General features: G+C 67.3%; 11 protein-coding genes, 1 tRNA gene and 1 pseudogene. 2 read left to right on the top strand and 11 right to left on the bottom strand.

Annotation, left to right across the window (positions count from 1 at the left end):
- Nucleotides 1-174: 174 nt before the first annotated feature.
- The 8 genes from M1D40_RS04785 to M1D40_RS04750 form a co-directional block, all read right to left on the bottom strand.
- A complete protein-coding gene (locus tag M1D40_RS04785) occupies nucleotides 175-2,886 on the bottom strand; it encodes an AAA family ATPase (protein WP_461170379.1) in 2,712 nt (903 codons plus the stop codon).
- A gap of 270 nt (nucleotides 2,887-3,156) precedes the next feature.
- A complete protein-coding gene (locus M1D40_RS04780) occupies nucleotides 3,157-5,841 on the bottom strand; it encodes a LuxR C-terminal-related transcriptional regulator (protein ID WP_461171006.1) in 2,685 nt (894 codons plus the stop codon).
- Nucleotides 5,842-5,874: 33 nt separating this feature from the next.
- Entirely contained in the window at nucleotides 5,875-8,454 is a 2,580-nt protein-coding gene (locus M1D40_RS04775; protein ID WP_461170378.1) for an AAA family ATPase, read from the bottom strand.
- A gap of 590 nt (nucleotides 8,455-9,044) precedes the next feature.
- Complete coding sequence (gene pth, locus M1D40_RS04770; protein ID WP_461170377.1) at nucleotides 9,045-9,632, bottom strand: aminoacyl-tRNA hydrolase; 588 nt, start codon at nucleotides 9,630-9,632, stop codon at nucleotides 9,045-9,047.
- Nucleotides 9,633-9,698: 66 nt separating this feature from the next.
- Nucleotides 9,699-10,307, bottom strand: a complete 609-nt coding sequence (locus M1D40_RS04765) for a 50S ribosomal protein L25/general stress protein Ctc (protein ID WP_341393954.1) — start codon at nucleotides 10,305-10,307, stop codon at nucleotides 9,699-9,701.
- 264 nt (nucleotides 10,308-10,571) lie between these two features.
- On the bottom strand, nucleotides 10,572-11,555 hold the full coding sequence (locus M1D40_RS04760; RefSeq protein WP_341393955.1) for a ribose-phosphate diphosphokinase: 984 nt from the start codon (nucleotides 11,553-11,555) through the stop codon (nucleotides 10,572-10,574).
- Nucleotides 11,555-12,991, bottom strand: a complete 1,437-nt coding sequence (gene glmU, locus M1D40_RS04755) for a bifunctional UDP-N-acetylglucosamine diphosphorylase/glucosamine-1-phosphate N-acetyltransferase GlmU (RefSeq protein WP_461171005.1) — start codon at nucleotides 12,989-12,991, stop codon at nucleotides 11,555-11,557. Before glmU ends, M1D40_RS04760 begins: the two co-directional genes overlap by 1 nt.
- A gap of 159 nt (nucleotides 12,992-13,150) precedes the next feature.
- Nucleotides 13,151-13,222, bottom strand: a tRNA-Gln gene (locus tag M1D40_RS04750).
- A gap of 232 nt (nucleotides 13,223-13,454) precedes the next feature.
- On the opposite strand from M1D40_RS04750, the pseudogene M1D40_RS04745 reads away from it, so the two are divergent.
- Nucleotides 13,455-14,042: pseudogene (locus tag M1D40_RS04745) on the top strand (TetR/AcrR family transcriptional regulator); the annotation flags it as partial.
- Between the two features lie 3 nt (nucleotides 14,043-14,045).
- Nucleotides 14,046-14,666, top strand: coding sequence for an NUDIX hydrolase (locus M1D40_RS04740; RefSeq protein WP_461171004.1), 621 nt, complete (start codon nucleotides 14,046-14,048; stop codon nucleotides 14,664-14,666).
- 309 nt (nucleotides 14,667-14,975) lie between these two features.
- Here M1D40_RS04740 and M1D40_RS04735 read toward each other — a convergent pair whose 3' ends face one another.
- The 3 genes from M1D40_RS04735 to rsmA are packed head-to-tail and all read right to left on the bottom strand — an operon-like array spanning nucleotide 14,976 to nucleotide 18,853.
- Nucleotides 14,976-16,844, bottom strand: a complete 1,869-nt coding sequence (locus M1D40_RS04735; RefSeq protein WP_461170376.1) for an ABC-F family ATP-binding cassette domain-containing protein — start codon at nucleotides 16,842-16,844, stop codon at nucleotides 14,976-14,978.
- A gap of 57 nt (nucleotides 16,845-16,901) precedes the next feature.
- Nucleotides 16,902-17,882, bottom strand: a complete 981-nt coding sequence (locus M1D40_RS04730) for a 4-(cytidine 5'-diphospho)-2-C-methyl-D-erythritol kinase (RefSeq protein ID WP_461170375.1) — start codon at nucleotides 17,880-17,882, stop codon at nucleotides 16,902-16,904.
- Nucleotides 17,883-17,935: 53 nt separating this feature from the next.
- Nucleotides 17,936-18,853: a 16S rRNA (adenine(1518)-N(6)/adenine(1519)-N(6))-dimethyltransferase RsmA gene (rsmA, locus tag M1D40_RS04725; protein WP_341393960.1), complete on the bottom strand. Its 918-nt coding sequence runs from the start codon at nucleotides 18,851-18,853 to the stop codon at nucleotides 17,936-17,938.
- Between the last annotated feature and the right edge of the window lie 103 nt (nucleotides 18,854-18,956).

The following is an 18,956-nucleotide window of genomic DNA, read 5'->3' as shown; positions in this document are numbered from 1 at the left end:
TAACAGGAGGAACACGAGTACTGATCACCAGCGCAACGGACCCACTACTCAGGTTCAGCACCGGCATCGCCCCGAAATTACTTAGAACCGGTGCGGCGCACTACCCGAAACCACGTGATGCAGCCGCTTCGGGCGTACCGACCACCGGCATCACCGGCATCACTTGCCCGAAGACTACTCGGTCAGCAGGGACAGGGCGTTGCGTAAATCGGTTCGTCCCGAAACGTGCAGCTTGGCGAACACCCGGCCCAAATGCCAGTCCACCGTCCGGGCCGAGAGATGGAAGCTCCGGCCCAGGGCGGCGCTTGTTTCTCCGGCGGCAGCCTGGAGCGCCAGATTCCGTTCGAAGTCACCGAGCTGTGTCAGGCCGTGTTCCACGCTGTTCAGCGGCGACAGTGCCCGGAAGCACTCATACTCCAGCTGCCGGGCCCGCCGGACGACGGCGCGGGTGGCGTGGCCGTCGCCCAGCATACGGGCGGCGTGCGCAGCTCCGTGTCCGAGGAGGCTGTTCCGCTGCCCGAGCGCTGCTTCCGCGGCCCGAATCAGGGCCGCTATGTCATCAGTGAGCAGCCCGGCGGCCAGTTGGCCGTACATATGCGCCGGCGTCCCGTCTGCTGCCGCGGCCGTTGCCGCCAGGTCCCGGGCTGCGGCACGGTGCCCGCGCAGCGCCGCAGCGGAGAACCCGAGGAGCGCATTGGGAACATCACCTGCCCGCAGCTCCTCGGCGGCATAGCGGTGCAGCTCTGCCGCTGCCGCCGCCGGCTGGCCTGCCCGTGATCCAAGGATGCGGAAATAACGGACCGCCGAGTCGATGGCGGGATCGGTCCGGCCGGCGGCTTCCAGCGGGGACGGCAGCTCCATGACCGGATCGGTTTCCCGCTTCAGCAGGGCACAGTATCTTGCAGCCGCCGCAGCGAGCGGCATGAGATTGTCCGGATCATGGGATTCCAGCTGCGCCAGCGCCGGCTGCAGGGATTCCAGGGCAGCATCACTGCGCCCGGCGTAGGCGTGAACCAGTCCCACGGGGAGTTCGACGCCGGTGGAGGTATGCAGCCCTGAGAGGTTCCCGGATTCCACGGTGGAGCGGGCCATGCCCAGTGCCGCTTCCAGTTCTCCGCACCGGATCAGGAGGAAGAAGAGATGGTGGAAAAGCAGTTCCCGCGTGCGGACATCGGTCTGGAGGCCCGCGGACAGCCGGGCGCGGATCTGGGACGCCAGGGCCCCTGCTTCACTAAACCGGCCGGCGGCAGCACTCTGCTGAGCCCGGCGGATGCCGGCCCACAGCCGAAGGTCCGGCGGTGCGGCGGGATCAGTGAAATCGTCCGCCAGGGATGCCGGCAGCTCGACTAACCTGCCGGCCAGGGACAAAAGTTCCGCACGCGCCAGCGTCACTTCCAGCCGGGGGCCGGGACGCGCGCCGGAATCTTCGGGCAGAATCCGCTCGGCCTGTTCCAGCAGGTGCTCCGGGACATCAACACAGGCGGGGGTCCGGGCGGCGCTCAGGGCACGGCCGGTCAGGGCCCTCAGCTGCAGTTCGCGTGGGGCTTCCCGAACTGCGGTTTCCGCCGCGGCGAGCACCCCGTGCGCCTGGGCATGCCTGCCCTCGGCGCGCAGCGCATCGGCTTCCTCCAGTACGACGGCGAGGGGACGCGGTGCGGCCACGGCGCGCGCGTACCGGAGGGCGGCACCGGTATCGCCGGTTTCATTGGCCCAGCGCGCCGCCGCCAGCGCCGTTCCGGGTCCCGGTGCAATTCCCACGGACAGGGACCAGGCAGCCAGGCCGGCGGCGGTTGCTCCGGCAAGGGCAGCGGCGTCCACCACCCGTGTCACCTCTGACCAAAGGTCCCGGCTGCGGCCGAACGGAATTCTGGCTGCGATGGTGGCAGGCTGCAGGTGCCAGGCCAGGCGCACAGGCTGGCCGTGCCCTCCATTGATGGTCAGGACCGATGCCTCTTCCAGGGCGTCCACCGTGTGGGCAGGAACAAGCTGCAGGACAATCTCCATCGGCAGCTCGCGGCACAGCGCCAGTATTTCGACGGCGCGCCGCTCCCCCGGAGTGAAGCGCCGCAGCACTGTTTCCACCCTTTCCGGCAGTTCACCCGAGTGGACCAGCGGCCCGGCCCAGGTCCAGAAACCCCGGCGCTGGACCAGCGACTTGGAACTGATGTGGTCCCGGCACAGAAGGGACGCCAAAAGGGGGTTACCCCTGCTTTGCTGCCACAGCATGTGCCGGGCTCTGGTGGTCAGCGGCCCGCCGGCATTTCCGGCCAGCAGCTCCCCGGTCCGTTCCAGATCCAGCGGGGCGAGATCGATGCGCTTGAGCGACCCGTCGGTCCAAAGCCTCACATACTCCTTGTGGCACCGGATAAGGTCCCCGCTAATGAGGAGCAGTGCCACAGTGCCCCGGCGGCAAAGCTCGGAGGTGACCAGGACGCCGAGGTCGTCAATTTCCTCCGCGTTATCTATGACCAGGACGATCCGCCGCCCGGAGGCCTGGCGGATCAGCAGGGATTCGAGCGCGCGCACCACGTGGACCGGGTTGGCGAGTTCTTCCTGCGGCATGGCGCTGAGCAGCCAGGCCAGGGCGCCGTAGGAAGTCTGGGCCGAGAGGGTGCTGCCGCGCAGCTGCACGTTGTACCCGCCGTAGCGGCTCACCGCCTCACGGGCCAGTGTGGTTTTACCGATTCCCCCGGCCCCCAAGATGACGGCGCCGGGACCGTGCAGGGCGGCGAGGACCGCCCGGAGTGCAGTATCGCGCGCATCACCGGGTTTCGGCGGCGCTGCCGCTCCGGCTGAGCGGACTCGGCTCGGAGAGACCGGGCCCGTTCCCTGGCCGCCCGCGGGAGCGGGCAGTGTGGGCGGGCCTGGTTGTTGAAGCGTGCTCATCGGGACCCTTAAGAATTGACAGAGCGCGTTGTGAGGCTGGAGGTTCACAGCCGGCTGACTTTTCCCGAGACCTGCTCCCCGGCAGGAACCAGCCTGCCGAGAACCAAACCCCACCCTAGGTCTGCATTCTGCGTGCGGCACGGGTACCGGATACCTGACCGGCGAATTTCCGGCTACGTGGAAGTACCTTAAGGCGGGCCCAGGGTACTGACTGTTGCAGGAGCCGATCCCCGGCAGGAACCACAACGGGGATGGCCGGCTGCAGCCGGCTCAGCCTTGGTTGTTACCGGTGAGCAGATCCTGTTTCAGGTCCTCCCGCCGGCTGATTCCCAGCTTCTCGAAGGTCCGGTAGATGTGGCCTTCAACCGTTCGGACGGAAAGGAAAAGCCGCTCAGCAATTTCAGCGTTCCGGTAGCCCTGCATAACCAAGGCTGCGATATCCCGTTCCCGGCGGGTCAGCAGGGGCGCCCCTGTCTGCAGCACCTGGTCCGGGGAATGGCCGTTCTTCTTGTTAAGCGCCTTGTGAACCCGTTGAAGCAGCGCCCGGTCACCGTTGGCCCTTGCAAGCCGGAGAGCTTCGTCGCTGCATCGCTTGGCCAGCCGCCCCCATCCCGGTTCCATCTGGTCCACCCCGAAGCGCAGGAGCTCCTCGACGTCTTCATCGAGGAAGGCACGCGCAAGCCGCCCTGCGGTCTGTGCCTGCTGCCCCTCAAACTCCTCCGTGATTTTCACCAGCCTGCCCAGTCCGTCCAAATCCCCAAGCATCAGGGCCAGAATCCTCAGTTCCAGCTCCACAGCCATGAAGCCCAACCGCTCGGCCTCGTCGATAGACTCCCGCAGCTGTTGCGGGGCATCCCGGGGCATGGAGAGGACCGAGCAGGCTCCAACGCTGTAACCGCGGCTCAGCAGCTGATACCCAACGGCTCCCCGGGGTTGGAGGCCCGCCCCCTCGGCGAGCAGCTCCTCAGCCTGCTCCCGCCGGCCGACGGAGGCGGCCACAAAGGCGCCCAGTGCCAGCGCCAGCGGCAGCATCCCCTCGTCATCGTGCGTCCGAAGTCCCTCAACGGCTGCGGACAGGTAATTCAGTGCTCCTGCCGGATCGTCCCTGCGCAGGTGCATAACGGCAACAGCCAGGTCCACCACACCGGCTACCCTGACAAGTGCCCCGAACACTCCGGCCGTGCCGTGCTGCGCTGCAGCCTGCAGGCTGTTCCAGTCCCCCAGCCACAGCAGCGCAGCCAAATGGCGCTGCAGGACAAAGTGGTAGTAGGACATGAACCGGTGCCCGCCTCTATCCAGGACAGCCAGCGCATCCTGGCTTAAGGCATAGGACCCGCGCACCCGGCCCGTAGCGGTAAAGATCTCGGCGAGCAGTGCCTCCGCCACGAGTATGGCTTCATCATCGCCGGCCTGCCGTGCGTCAGCGAGGATTTCGGTCAGTTCCTCCTCCGCCGGCTGCAGTTCGCCGTGGGAAACCCTGCCCATAAGATCCAGCAGCCGTGCTCCCCTGCGGGACGACATCATGTCCGCCGCCAGTTCCGCATCCGGGTTGCCGCCGGCCCCGATGCGGTCGACGCCGGCGAGCCAGTCGGCGGCAACGGCGCTTAGTTCCGAGACCCCGGACTGCTCGTGCAAGTACAACTGCACCCGGATCAGCACAGCCATCTTGAGCGTGGTGAGGTCGGCGGCTGCCTCCATCACGCCGTCGAGCAGTTCCCGCGCCGAGCCCCTGTCTCCGTCCTGGTAGCAGGCCCTGGCGGCCTGGACACGGGCGGCCAGGGAATGTTCCGGCCCCTTGACCGCTCCGGCTGCCCGGAGAGCGGCAGCACTGTCGAAGGCGTTGTTGGCACGGTAGGCCGCCTCAACCAGCTCGGCATCACTCACCACGGCACCGCAGTCCAGCGACCAGCTCACCCAGCGCAGCAGGTTGTCGGCGCGGCCCCCGACTGCTCCGGAGGTCAGCAGCCGCTGGCGCAGGCGCGCGCTGCGGGCTGCCGGAACCAGCCGGCGCACCACCTCGCCGTAGAGGGGGTGCAGGGGCTGCAGCAGCCGCGACGGACCGGTGGAAATCTTCACCAGTTTTGCTTCGGTCAGCGCGTCGACGGACCGGTGCAGTCCCAGGTCAAACGCTGTGGCGGCCGGAAGCGGCTCGGCCAGCGCAATGAGCTCCAGGGCGTCTCGCTCGTCCCGGCTCAGCCCCGACAGCTGCGCCCTGAGCAGGTCGCCCAGCCGCCCTTCCGGTGGAAGCATGTGCGCACGCAGCAGCCAGACTCCGTTCCGGGCCGCGAGGCTGCCGGCACGCATGGTTTCCGAAAGCAGGGCCAGAATCAGCATGGGGTTTCCGCCGGCGGCGAGAGTGAGGTCTGCGCTGGTGCTGGTCAGCACCGGCCCGCCCAGCACCTGCACGCACAGCTCGTGGACCTGCTCCTCCGTCAGCGGCTGCAGCTCGTGCCGGGAAAGGACACCTTCCCACACCTGGTTGGAGAGCCCGGCGGGAACGTCGGTGATCCGCCGTGCCAGCAGCAGGATGCGGATCTGCGCCGAGGCGACCAGCTGCGCCAGCAGGTCTGCCGTTGCCTCATCCAGCGCATCGGCGTCGTCGACGATCAACAACGGTGCGGCTGCGGGCTCGGCCCTGCCCCGCTCCGGATAGAGGCGATGCAGCAGCGAGCGCATGACGGCCAGCGGCGAGTCGGCATTCATCGGGTCCACATCGGAGATCAGCGGGGCCAGGGCGCCGTAGGGAACCTGTGAGAGCGATGAACTGGTGTGGATCCGGTGCACGGGAATCCGGCCGTCCAGCTGCTCCGCCAGGACACCGGCCAGTGCGCTCTTGCCCATCCCCGCATCGGCCACCACTACGGCGCCGTGCCCGCCGGGGCGCAGCACGCTGGACAGCACGGCTTGCAGCACGGTCACCCGGCCCACAAACGGCCGCGCCGCAGCTGTCTGCATCACGAGTCCCCCCTGACTTCCGGCACCGCGCGCTTACCGCAGAACCTCGCCGAGTTCCGAGCGCCCCGAAACATGCAGCTTGTCGAAGATCTTACCCAGGTGCCAATCAATGGTCCGCGGAGACAGGTGCAAGTCCTCGCTTATTTCTCTGCGCGTCGCAGTGCCGGCTGCGCGCCGGGCAAGATCCGCTTCGAACGGAGTCAGCGCGGCCATCCGCGCCTGGATGCCGTTGGCCTCACGGAGTTTGCGGAAGCTGTCGTGTTCGAGCTTGAGCGCATTCCGCGCCAGCGCCCTGCTGCCGCTGTCGGTCCGGCCGCGGAGGAGCTGAAGGGCAGCCTGGGCAGCACTGTTGCACAATTGTTCGTTGCCCAGGACCACCGCTCCTGCTGCGGCTTCCAGCAGCAGCGCCGGGCTCGCCTGCTCATGCCCGGCACCGAAGCAATGGAGCGCTCGGGCCCAGCGGCCCGTTGCAGCAGCCGCAGCCGCAGCCAGTTCACGTGCGGCCGCAGGATCCCCGTGACGGGTTGCTGCCGCAAGACAGTGAAGTGCCACCGGAACCATGCACGTCTCCAGGCAGCGCAGAGCCATCGACCGCAGCTCACCGCAGAGCTTTTCCGGGTCTCCGGCCAGCCGGGTCTCCGTCTGCAGCGCACGCGTCAGCAGCCGCACCAGTTCCTGCGGCCGGTATCGATAGTCCGGCACGGAGGCCACAGCGCGGCCGGCTTCCTCAAGGTCTCCCCGGACGGCCAGGACATGTGCGGAGAGAGCCTGCACCAGGGGCAGGACGTCGAAGGGGTCCTGCAGCTGAATCTGGCCGGCAGCACTCGTAAGGGCTGCCAGCGCGCTGTCCAGCCTGCCGCCCAGTGCATGGACCAGGCCGGTTGCAACGTCCCCGGCGCTGCCCCGGAAGGCACGGCGGTTGGCGCCGTCGACCAGTTCCGTCACCAGTTGTTCCGCCTGCAGGTGCTCGCCGGCGGCCACCAGTGCCTGGTACATCCGCAGATGTACGGAATCGAGCGTATTGGCCCCCAGGGTGCCCTGGAATCCGTCCTTAAAGGACTGGAGCAGTGTCAGCACCTCTGCGGCGTTTCCGGACAGTGCCAGGAATTGAGCCTGCAGGGCGATTGCCTGCAGACGGAGAGGCGGATCCAGGGACCGGTCCGCGGCGAGGGCTCCAAGCCCCTCCGGCACCTCACCCGGATGCCCCCCGTCGATGGCGAGGGTACTGCGCATCAGCAGCACCCTCGCTTCCCACGTTGAAGGTGCTTCGTTTGCGGGCAGGCCGCGGATTTCGGCGGCGATGGTATCCAGTACCTCCGCCGGGCTGTCATGGCCGGGCAACAGGCGCAGCAGCGCCGCCTTCTGCAGCATGAGAGCCACCCAGGTTTCCGGATCACCGGGAGGCGGCGACGACGGAAGCCGGCCAAGCGCACCCAGTGCTGCGTGATGGTCTCCGGACTCTTTCAAAGCCTCGACCTCGGCCAACAGCATGGCGGGGGTCCTCTGGTTCCCGGGAACCGCCCGGATAAACCGCAGCGCAGACTCGGGATCATCGGATGCCGAGGAGAGTCTTGCAGCCCTGCGCGCAGTTTCCGGATCCAGGGTGCCCTGGCAGGCCAGGGTCCACCGGGCGAACCGGATGACGGCGGAAGGGCTCAGCGCCGTGGGGTCCACCAGTGCCGACACTTCCTCCCACAGCTCCCGGCTGCGGCCGGGGGCTATGGCTGCGGCAATGGCTGCAGCGGTTCCGCGGCTGGCGAGGCGGACTCCCTGATCCGACACTTCCACAACGCCTGCTTCTTCCAGCGAGTCAACGGTCTCGGCCGGGAACAATTTCAGCACGGCGGTGAGGGGGAGGTCGCTTGACAGTGCCAGAAGCTGGACCAGGGATCTCTCGTCGGGAGGCAGGCGCTTGAGCCGGGCCGTAATCACTTCCGACACTTGTCCGGAGAAGACCAGCGGCTTGGCGAGCACCCAGACGCCGTCCTGCCGGGCCAACGATCCTTCATCGGCCTGACCGCGGGTATGGAGCGTGACGATCTGCGGATTCCCTCCCGAGTGGCGCTGCATTGACTGGGCAGCCATGGTGGAGACCGGGCCGCCCAGCAGCTTCTGCATAAGCTCCCGGGTCTGTTCCAGGGGCAGGGGGCCGAGGTCGACGCGATGCAACAGGCCCTCCGTCCACAGCGCCAGCATGTCCGGCGCCGACTCTGAAAAGTGCTCGGCGGTGGCGAGCACGCTGGCTCCGGATCTCCGGATCAGCTGCGACACGGCCATTCCGGTCCAATCGTCGAGATACTCGACGTTGTCCAGCAGCAGCAGGAGGTGTTTTCCGCCGGCGCGCTGTTTCAGCAGGGAGCCCAGTTCCTGCAGGAGCTGCTCGGGCCGCGAGGCAATACCTTCGCTAATTTCAGAAATTACCCAGGCCAGGGCACCGAAAGGTGTTTTACCGGAAATACGGCTGCCGCGAATGGTGACGGGATGAAAGGCCGGGTTGGCTGCGGCTGCCCGGATCAGCGCTGTCTTCCCGATCCCTGCCGGACCCACCACAACGGCGCCCGCGGCTGACTCCAGCCCGTGCGCCAGCTCTGCAAGCGCCTCTTCGCGGCCCACGAGCTGATCCTGAACACTTTCAATCTCAGATAACATCCCTAAAACCACGCCCCCCGGCATCACACAATTGGTACTTCCACATCTCCGGCCAACGGGACCACCTGCGGTTACCAGCCGCAGACGGCCTCAAAAATTGGTGCTGTTGGTGCTCATGATGGTTGTGGTGCCGGTCTGGAGTGAGCGTACCGCCCGACGGTGGATTTAGTCCAGAACATAGAAAGGCATGTTCTTGTGAACCTGTCCGGGGGAAGGAGCACGGGAAAACCCGGAGAGTAAAAGCCGGGGAAAAATGAAAAACCGGGCACCCAATCGCCAAAATGGCGCCGGATGCCCGGTTATCGTATAAGGGACCGGCGCCGGGATGGGGGTGGCCCAGTCTCGGAGGCCTCCCGACGCCGGCCCCAGCTTTGCATGCCCGTGGGCATATCTAAATTCTAGGCCCGAGGTAGGGGTCCAACAATGGGGTTGGACGTCTTTGCCGTGACGGGAGCCGTACCCGTTTTCCTGCGCGGGCTACTTGCTGCCGGGCGGCCGGGCGGCCGTGCGACTGTACTGCCGGGCGCCTGTGCGACTATGCGGCTGCCGGGCGGCTACGGGGCGACGGAGTGGAACTTCTGCTGTGCGGCAGTGAGCCCCTCGGTCAGCAGCAGCTCGACGGCATCCGCGGCATCACCGATCAGGAAGGGAAGTTCCTTGGCCTCGGCCGGCGGGAAGTCCTTCAGGACGTAGTCGGCGGTATCCATCCGGCCCGGCGGCCGTCCGACCCCGACGCGGACCCGCAGGTAGTCCTTGGTGCCGAGCGCCCTGCTCATGTCGCGCAGCCCGTTGTGGCCGCCTTCGCCGCCGCCTGATTTCAGCTTCACGGTGTTGAACGGGATGTCGATCTCGTCGTGCACCGCCACTATGTTCGACGCGGGAATGTCGAAGAACTTGCTCAGCGCCGAAACCGGTCCGCCGGAGAGGTTCATGTAGGTCAGGGGCTTGGCCAGAATCACGCGCGGCCCCCCGATGCCCAGGCGTCCTTCAAGGATCTGTGCCCGGGACTTGTGGGTCTTGAAGTTCCCGCCGACCCGCGAGGCCATGTCATCGAGGACCATCTGGCCGATATTGTGCCGGTTACGGCTGTAGCCGGGCCCGGGGTTCCCGAGCCCGACTACAAGCCAGGTATTGCTGTTCACTGCAGGTACTGCTCCTTCGACAAGAACCGGACGGCTCCGTTACGGGGAGCAGACCCCGGAAGTGGATTAAGCTTCGGCGCCAACTTCAGCAGCTGCATCGGCAATCTGCTCGTCGGACGGAGCACCCAGGTCCTGGACGGTGGACTCGGAGATGTTGATGATCATGGTTTCGGGGTCCAGCAGCAGCTCGACGCCGGCAGGCAGTTCGAGGTCGGAAGCGAAGATGTGCTGTCCGGCTTCGCGGCCTTCGATGCTGACAACGATGGTCTCCGGCAGGTTGGTGGCGTCGGCTGCAACCAGAACCGTGTTGGCTTCCTGGTTGTAGACGGAGGAGCCCGGAGCCAGTTCGCCTTCAACGTGGACGTTGACTTCAACCTCAACCTTTTCGCCCTTGCGGACGGTCAGGAGGTCGATGTGCTCGATGATCTGCTTGATCGGGTCGCGCTGGATGTCGCGGGCCAGGGCCAGGTGGGACTCGCCGTCGACGTCGATTTCCAGCAGGGCGTTGGAGGTGCGGACGGCCAGGGTGGTGGCCTTGGCGGGCAGCAGGATGTGCATGACCTCGGCGCCGTGGCCGTAGATGACTGCGGGGATCTGGTTGGCAACGCGTGCCTTGCGGGCCGCACCCTTGCCGAATTCGGTGCGGACGGTTGCTGCGAGCTTCTGCTCAGACATTTCAAACTCCTGATATTGGATGTTCCGTGGTTGCCGGGACGAAGGCGCCGGTATGGGAACAACGCCGCGTGGTGGACGATCCGGAGATCAGGTCCGTGCGGTCAGAAGTTGCCAGCCACCGTCGATAACGGAGTAGTGCCCGAATCTATCCGGGCCTCTCCCTCGCCTAGGCATCGCAGACCATCCTACCAGCAGCACGCTGCCCGTCCGAACCGAAGTCCGAACGGGCAGCGCAGTGATGAAGGATGGTTGCTCCGCGAGGAACTAGGCCTTGCCGTCGAACAGGCTCGTAACGGAACCGTCTTCGAAGACTTCCTTGATGGCCCGTGCGATCAGCGGAGCAATCGAAAGGACGGTCAGCTGCTCGAAGCGCTTGGCGGCGGGAATCGGCAGCGTGTTGGTCACCACTACTTCGCGGGCGCCGGACTCGGCCAGCGTGCGGGCCGCCGGGTCGGAGAACACGGCGTGGGTGGCGGCGATGATGACATCCTTGGCGCCTGCCTCCTTGAGGACGCGGACAGCGCCGGCAATCGTTCCGCCGGTGTCGATCATGTCGTCAATCAGGACGCAGGTGCGCCCGGCAACCTGGCCGACAACCTGCTTGGACACGGCCTGGTTGGGGACGGTCAGGTCACGGCTCTTGTGCACGAAGGCCAGCGGGGCGCCGCCCAGTCGCTCGGCCCACTGCTCGGCGACGCGGACACGGCCGGTGTCCGGGGACACCACCGTGACGTTCGAGACATCAACGCGGGTGCGGATGTAGTCAGCCAGCAGCGGGATTGCCATCAGGTGGTCCACAGGGCCGTCAAAGAAGCCCTGGATCTGCGAGGTGTGCAGGTCCACGCTCATGATGCGGTCCGCACCGGCGGTCTTGTAGAGGTCAGCAATCAGGCGGGCCGAGATCGGCTCGCGGCCGCGGCCCTTCTTGTCCTGGCGGGCGTACGGATAGAACGGGGACACCACGGTGATGCGCTTGGCGGAGGCCCGCTTCAGTGCGTCAACGGTGATCAGCTGTTCCATCAACCAGTTGTTCATGGGGGCCGGGTGCGCCTGGATCACGAAGGCGTCGGTGCCGCGGACGCTCTCTCCGGGCCGGACGTAGATCTCGCCGTTGGCGAAGTCGTAGGACGCCAGGGGCAGCAGGTCCGTGTCAAGACAGCGTGCGATCTCCTCGGCCAGCTCCGGGTGTGCCCGGCCAGTGGCAAGGACAAGCTTCTTTTCACCTTGTGCGGTGATCTCGCTGCTCATTAATGATCGCTTTCTCGCGTGGGGGAATCAGTTTCTGAGGAAGAGGTTTTGGAGGCAGTGGCGGCGTTGGCCGATGCCGCTGCATCGGCTGCAGCTGTGCCCGGACGGTTGGTCAGCACCCAGCCGTCGAGGTTGCGCTGAGGCGCTACGTTGATGGCCAGGGAACCGGCCGGAACATCCTTGCGAACCACTGTTCCAGCTCCACTGTACGCGCCGTCCCCGACTGTAACGGGGGCCACATACATGTTGTCGCTGCCCATCCGAACGTGCGATCCGATGGTGGTGTGGTGCTTGTTGACGCCGTCGTAGTTCACAAAAACGGAGGCCGCGCCGATGTTGGACTGCTCGCCGATTGTGGCATCCCCCACATAGGAAAGGTGCGGAACCTTGGAACCGGCGCCGATGTCGGCGTTCTTGGTTTCCACGAACGTGCCGATCTTGCCCTTGGCGCCCAGGACGGTGCCGGGGCGCAGGTAGGCAAAGGGGCCGACGTCGGCCCCTGCGCCCAGCCGGGCATCGGAACCGTGGGTGCGCACCACTTTGGCGCCCTCCCCCACGCTCACGTTGGTGAGGGTGGTGTCCGGGCCGACGACGGCGTCGCGCGCCACAGTGGTGGTGCCGTGCAGCTGCGTGCCGGGCAGGATGGTGACGTCTTCGGACAGGGTGACGCCGGCATCGATCCAGGTGGTCGCGGGATCAACGATGGTGACGCCGGCGCGCATCCAGCGGACCAGGTTGCGGCGGTTGTGCTCGGCGTTCAGCGCGGCGAGCTGGACGCGGTCGTTGGCGCCTTCAACCTGCCAGAAGTCACCGGTGACGACGGCGGCGACGCGGCCGCCGCCGGCCCGGGCCAGGCCGAGGACGTCGGTGAGGTACATCTCGCCCTGCGAGTTGTCCGAGGTGACCTTCGCCAGCGCGTCGCGGAGCACGGCGGCGTCGAAGGCGTAAATCCCGGAATTGATTTCGGTGACGGCGCGCTGGGCGTCGTCGGCGTCCTTGTGCTCGACAATCGCGGTGACGGTGCCGTCTTCAGCGCGCAGGATCCGGCCGTAACCGGTGGGATCATCCAGGTGGGCGGTGAGGACCGTGACTGCGTTGCCGTCGACCCGGTGGACGGCAACGAGCTCGCGCAGCGTGTCAGCCTCCAGCAGCGGAACATCGCCGTACGTTACGACGACGGTGCCTTCCAGTGCAGTAAATGCATCCAGTGCCTGCAGGGCCACCTGGACTGCGCGTCCGGTGCCCGGAATGTCGTCCTGGTCCACGATGACCGCCTGCGGAGCGGCAGCGGTGACATGCTCGGCAACCCGGTCCCGCTCATGCCGGACAACGACGGCGAGGGCCCGGGGATTCAGGGCCTGGGCTGCGGCCAGCGCGTGGCCGACCATGGAGGTGCCGCCGACGGGGTGGAGGATCTTCGGTGTCCGGGACTTCATCCGGGTGCCGGCTCCGGCCGCCAGGACAATAACTGCTGCGGGTCCGCCGCTGAGGGCACTTTCGGTGGATTCAGTTTCCTGGGTGTTCACGAAGAAGCGCTCCTGATATGGGACGGCCGCCGGGGGCGGCCACCGGGGTGTGGACCGGCACTGCTGCCGTTCCGCCCATAGGATTCGAACCTATACTCCACGGCTCCAAAGGCCGGGGTGCTGCCATTACACCAGGGCGGAAAATGTGCAGGTCGCCCCGCACACAAGAGTTTAGTTTGCCATGCCGGCGGACACCGGCGCGAGTTGAGGCCTTTTCCCTCTGCCCTCCGGCGGTCTCGGGCTGCTGCCCCGGCCTCCCTGCTGGAAGCCGGGACGGGATTTGGGGGTGCTCTGCAGCCTCCGCAGGGGCGCTCCGGACAGGCCTTAGACTGTTCGGGTGGTAAGAATTCCGGCCGGCGGCGCCCGAGTGCGCATGACCGGCGTGCAGCGGCGCGCCCAGCTCATCGATGTAGCCCGGGGCATGTTCGCCCTGCGCGGGCTCGACGGCGCCACTATTGAGGACATTGCCGCAGCGGCCGGTGTTTCCAAGCCGGTGGTCTACGAGCATTTCGGCTCGAAGGAAGCGCTGTACAGCGAGGTTGTGGACGGCGAGTTTGACCGCGTCCTCGCCGTCATCACCGAAGCGCTGAGCGCCGACGCCGGTCCCCGCATCCTGATTGAGCGGGCCGCCTACGCCTTGCTGGATTACATCGAAAACCATACCGACGGCTTCCGGATCCTGGTGCGGGACGCACCGCCGTCGCGGCCCGAGGGCACGTTCGCCACTCTGCTGTCGCGGATTACCGGGCATGTGGAGCACATCCTCTCCAAGGAGTTCAGCAACCGCGGACTCAGCGCCGAAGTGGGCGGGATGTACGCCCAGATGCTGGTGGGCATGGTCGCCATGACGGGCCAGTGGTGGCTGGACGCGCGGACTCCGGACAAGGCGACGGTGGCGGCACACCTGGTCAACCTGTCCTGGAACGGCCTGACCGGCCTGCAGAAGGACCCCCAGCTGCGGCACATGCATCCGGACCACCCTCGCTCCGGGCTCCCCGACGGCGTCCTCGACGCCGGGACCGGCGCCGCCGGGGACGATGGGGCCGCGCCGGCCGCAACCGTCCTCGACGCCGTCGGGGCCGCGCCGGCCGCAACCGGCCCGGACGATCCGGGGCAGCCGGCTGCCGCAGCACCGGGCTCCGCCACTGCTCCGAATGCAGCTCCGGTGGTCCTGACTCTCTCAGCAGTGCTGGTCCGCGACGCCGCCGGCCGCATCCTCCTGGTCCGCAAGCGCGGAACCGGAAAGTTCATGCAGCCCGGCGGAAAGCTTGAGCCCGGTGAATCCTTCAGCGCTGCGGCGGCACGGGAAATGAACGAAGAGCTCGGCCTGGATATTGGGGAGTCCGACCTCGAAGCACTCGGGGACTGGTACGGTCCGGCAGCCAACGAGGAGAACACCTTTATCGACGCCGGGCTGTTCGCCTACACCCTTCCGGACGCCGGCGGCGTTCCGGCCCGCGAGCCGGTGGCGGCAGCCGAGATCGAAGAACTGCTGTGGATGGATCCGGCACAGGCGCTGGCCCGCGATGATATTTCCCCGCTGCTGCGCGACCACATCCTGCCGCAGCTGCTCGCGGGGACCTGAGGCCGGACCGAACCCTGGCTGCCGCCGATTCCCCTGCCAGTTTGGGGAATCCCTCCGCTTTGGGGCAATCCCTCCGTTGCGCAGCGGAGGAATAGCCCCAAAGCGGAGGGAAAGCAAGGGGAACAACAGCGCACGGAAAAGCCCGCACCCGGAACGGAACACCGTCAGGAACGGCATGTCCGCCCGGGTGCGGGCCAGTGAGGTTTGAAGCCTGAGGGATGAACCCCGAGTCGCTCCTGCTCTGGGGAGGCTCCGACTCTGGGCTCCTACTCGGGGACTCCTGCTCTGGGCCTCCTACTCGGGGGGCTCCTACTCGAGCTTCTCCGATGCCTCAAGCCACTGCAGCTCCAGGTCTTCCTGTTCCGCGGCCAGCGTCTGCAGCTTCTTGTTCAGTTCTGACAGCTGCTCAAAGTCAGCCCCGCCGGACTTCTCCGTGGCGGCACTCATCTGCGCGTTGACCTTCTCAATCTGAACCTTGAGCTTGGTCATCTGCCGGTCGATCCGCGTCAGGTCCTTCTTGGCAATCCGCTTCTCGGCCTCGGAAGCACCGGAGCCGGAGGCCACCGCGGTCGCCGCCCCGCCGGAGCCCGGACGCGAGGAACCGGCCGCTGCGGCGCGGGCCGCCTGCGAGGAGCCGCGGGCGGCGGTCGACGCCGAGGAGTTGGCGGCCAGGGCCTGGCCGCGCAGCTCGAGGTACTGGTCCACGCCGTTCGGCAGTCCGCGCAGCTTGCCGTCTCCGAGCAGCGCCATCTGGTGGTCGGTGACGCGTTCGAGCAGATACCGGTCGTGCGAGACCACCACAAGGGTTCCGGGCCAGCCGTCCAGGACGTCCTCAACCGCTGCCAGGGTGTCGGTGTCCAGGTCGTTGGTGGGCTCATCGAGCATCAGGACGTTCGGTTCGCCCACCAGCAGGCGCAGCAGCTGCAGCCGGCGGCGCTCACCGCCGGAGAGTTCCTTTACCGGAGTCCACTGCCGCTGCGCGGAGAAGCCCAGCTGCTCCACCAGCTGGCCGGCGGAGAGTTCGCGGCCGCCCACGTTGAAGACGCGCTTCTCGTTCTCGATGACCTCGATGACGCGCAGGTCGGCAACTTCGTCGAGTTCCTTGACTTCCTGCGTCAGCACGGCGGTCTGCACGGTCTTGCCGCGCTTGAGGCGCCCCTTGGTGGGTTCAATTTCGCCGTTGAGCAGGCGCAGCAGGGTGGTCTTGCCGGCGCCGTTGACGCCCACCAGGCCCAGCCGCTCCCCCGGAGCCAGACGCAGGGTGATGTTCTTGAACAGTTCGGTGTCGCCCAGGGTCAGGGACACGTCCTCGAGGTCCAGCACATCCTTGCCCAGGCGCGCGGTGGCCATCTTGTTCAGGGACAGGGTGTCGCGGGGCTCCGGCACGTCGGCGATCAGGTTGTTCGCCGCCTCGATGCGGAACTTGGGCTTGGCGGTGCGGGCCGGGGCGCCGCGGCGCAGCCACGCCAGTTCCTTCTTGACCAGCTGCTGGCGCTTGCCCTCCACCACGTTGGCCATGCGGTCACGCTCGGCGCGGGCCAGCACATACGCTGCATAGCCGCCGTCAAACGGGTCGATCACGGCGTCGTGCACTTCCCAGGTGCGCGTGCAGATTTCATCCAGGAACCACCGGTCGTGGGTGACCACCAGCAGGCCGCCGGCGTCCGGGCGCCAGCGGGTCTTCAGATGCTTGGCCAGCCAGGCCACGCCTTCCACGTCCAGGTGGTTGGTGGGCTCGTCCAGCATGACGACGTCGTCGTCCCCGGTCAGCAGCTTGGCCAGCGCCACGCGGCGCTTCTGCCCGCCGGAGAGCGAGGAGACCTGGGCGTTCCAGTCCACTTCCTGGATCAGTCCGCTCATCACGTCGCGGATCCGGGCGTTGGAGGCCCATTCGTAGTCGGCGGCGTCGCCCACGATGGCCTGGCCAACGGTGAGGTCCCCGTCGAGCACGTCGGACTGGTCAAGGTAGCCGACGGTGACGTCGCGGCGGCGGGTGACGCGGCCGTCGTCGGGCGTCTGCCGCTCGGCCAGCAGGCGCATCAGGGTGGACTTGCCGTCGCCGTTGCGGCCGACGACGCCAATCCGGTCCCCCTCTTCCAGGCCCAGGGAAACCCCGTCCAGAATCGTGCGGGTGCCAAAGGAAATGCTGAGGTTCTCAGCACCAAGCAGGTGTGCCAATCGGTACTACTTTCTTGTGATGTCAGGAATGTACGGGTGCTTGCGCAGTATGAAAAATCAGTCGGCGACGGCGGCGGCCAGGCAGGCACCGGGAACCGGGCCCTCGACCGCCAGCGCACGGTGTCCTTCGGCGCGCAGGGCCGCTTCCAGGGCCGAGGCCGCTGCCGCGTCTTCGGTAAGGAAGGCGACGGTGGGGCCGGAGCCCGAGACCATGCCGGCCAGCGCGCCGAGCCGTTCGCCGCTGCTCAGCAGAGCGCCCAGCTCCGGGGCGAGCCGAAGCGCCGCCGCCTGCAGGTCATTGGAAATAACGGCTGCCAGGTCCCGGGCATTCCCGTAACGCATGGCGGCCAGGACTGCCGGGTCCACGTCTTCGGGCTCCGCCGCCTGCAGCTGCTGCTCCCCGCGGAGGGTATCGAGCGCGCCGTAAACCGCCGGGGTGGAGAGCCCGGCGTCGGAGGCAACCAGCACCCAGTGCAGGGGCGTCTTGGAGATGGCGGGTGTAAGCCTGTCCCCCACCCCCAGCCCGACGGCGATGCCGCCGAGCAGCGAAAAGGGAACGTCCGCGCCGAGGCCGGAGGCGATGCCTGCCAGTTCTTCACGGGAGAGCTTCGTGTTCCAGAGGGCATCGCAGGCCACGAGGGCTGCCGCGGCGTCGGCCGAACCGCCGCCCATCCCGCCGGCCACCGGAACGCGCTTGGTGATGTGCAGGTGCACGCCCGTGGGGTTGTCGGCGTAGGCGGCGAGGGCACGCGCAGCCCGGGCGGCCAGGTTGTCCGGGCCCAGCGGAATGCCCCCCACGGGCACCTGCAGCGGCCCGTCGCTGTCCACCGTGACGGTGATGCCGGGCTCCCCGGTGACGGTGGCGGTGATTTCTTCGAACAGGGACACCGCCAGGTAAACGCTGGCGACTCCGTGGTACCCGTCAGGCCGGAGGGGGCCGACGCGCAGGGAGACGTTGATCTTTCCCGGGGCGCGGACCCGCACGGAGGCAGGGGCTGCCGCCGGGGCTGATGCGGATGAAATGTTCGCTGCGCTCATACCTTCCAACTTAGAGGAAGGGCCGCCCGCGCCGTTAATGCGGAACCCGCTGCCTATTGCGATGCTGCGCCGTCCGCGTTGCCGCTGGCCGCCGCTTCGGCGGACTTGGCTTCAGCGATCCGGGCAAAGGCATGGATGTCGATGACTTCGCCGCGGGCCTTCGGATCCACTCCGGCGGCCACGAGCGCGTTTTCGGCCTGCGCCGGGCTGCCGGCCCAGCCGGCCAGTGCGGCACGGAGCGTCTTGCGGCGCTGGGCGAAGGCGGCGTCAATCACGGCGAAAACTTCTTCGCGGGTTGCCGTGGTCTGCAGCGGCTCGTGCCGGGTGAAACCGACCAGCCCGGAAGCGATTTTCGGCGCCGGCCAGAACACGTTCATGCCGATCACGCCGGCCTTGCGCATGGTGGTGTACCAGGCGGCCTTCACCGACGGCACCCCGTAGACCTTGGATCCGGGCACTGCGGCCAGCCGGTCCGCCACTTCGTCCTGGACCATGACCAGGCCGTGCTGCAGCGAGGGGAAGCGTTCGAGCAGGTGCAGCACCACCGGCACGGCAACATTGTAGGGCAGGTTGGCCACCAGTGCCGTAGGCTCCACCGGCAGCTCGGTGATGCGCATCGCGTCTCCGAGGACCACGTGGAGCTGGTCCGCCTTTTCCGGCCGCCAGGCAGCAGCGGTGGCCGGCAGCCGTTCAGCCAGGACCGGATCAATTTCCACGGCGACCACGGACTTGGCCGCGTCCAGCAGCCCGAGGGTAAGCGATCCCAAACCCGGGCCCACTTCAAGAACCGTTTCGTCGGGCCCGACGCCTGCTGCAGCTACGATCCGGCGGATGGTGTTGCCGTCGATCACGAAGTTCTGACCCAGCGTCTTGGTGGGGCGGACTCCCAGTTCATCGGCCAGGGCGCGGATATCGGTGGCACCCAGCAGCGGTTTGACCGGCGGACGGGAGGCGGAAGCGGATTCAGTCACTGAGTAATACTAGCCGAGCGCGCCGCTGCGGTTCCGTGCCCGTCTGCCCGCACAGGCCGCAGGACGGCGGCCAGCAGGCGTTCAGTCGGGCCAGTTGCCGACG

This window comes from Arthrobacter sp. Z1-15, assembly GCF_054792395.1.
This window is presented reverse-complemented; position numbering and strand designations above follow the sequence as displayed.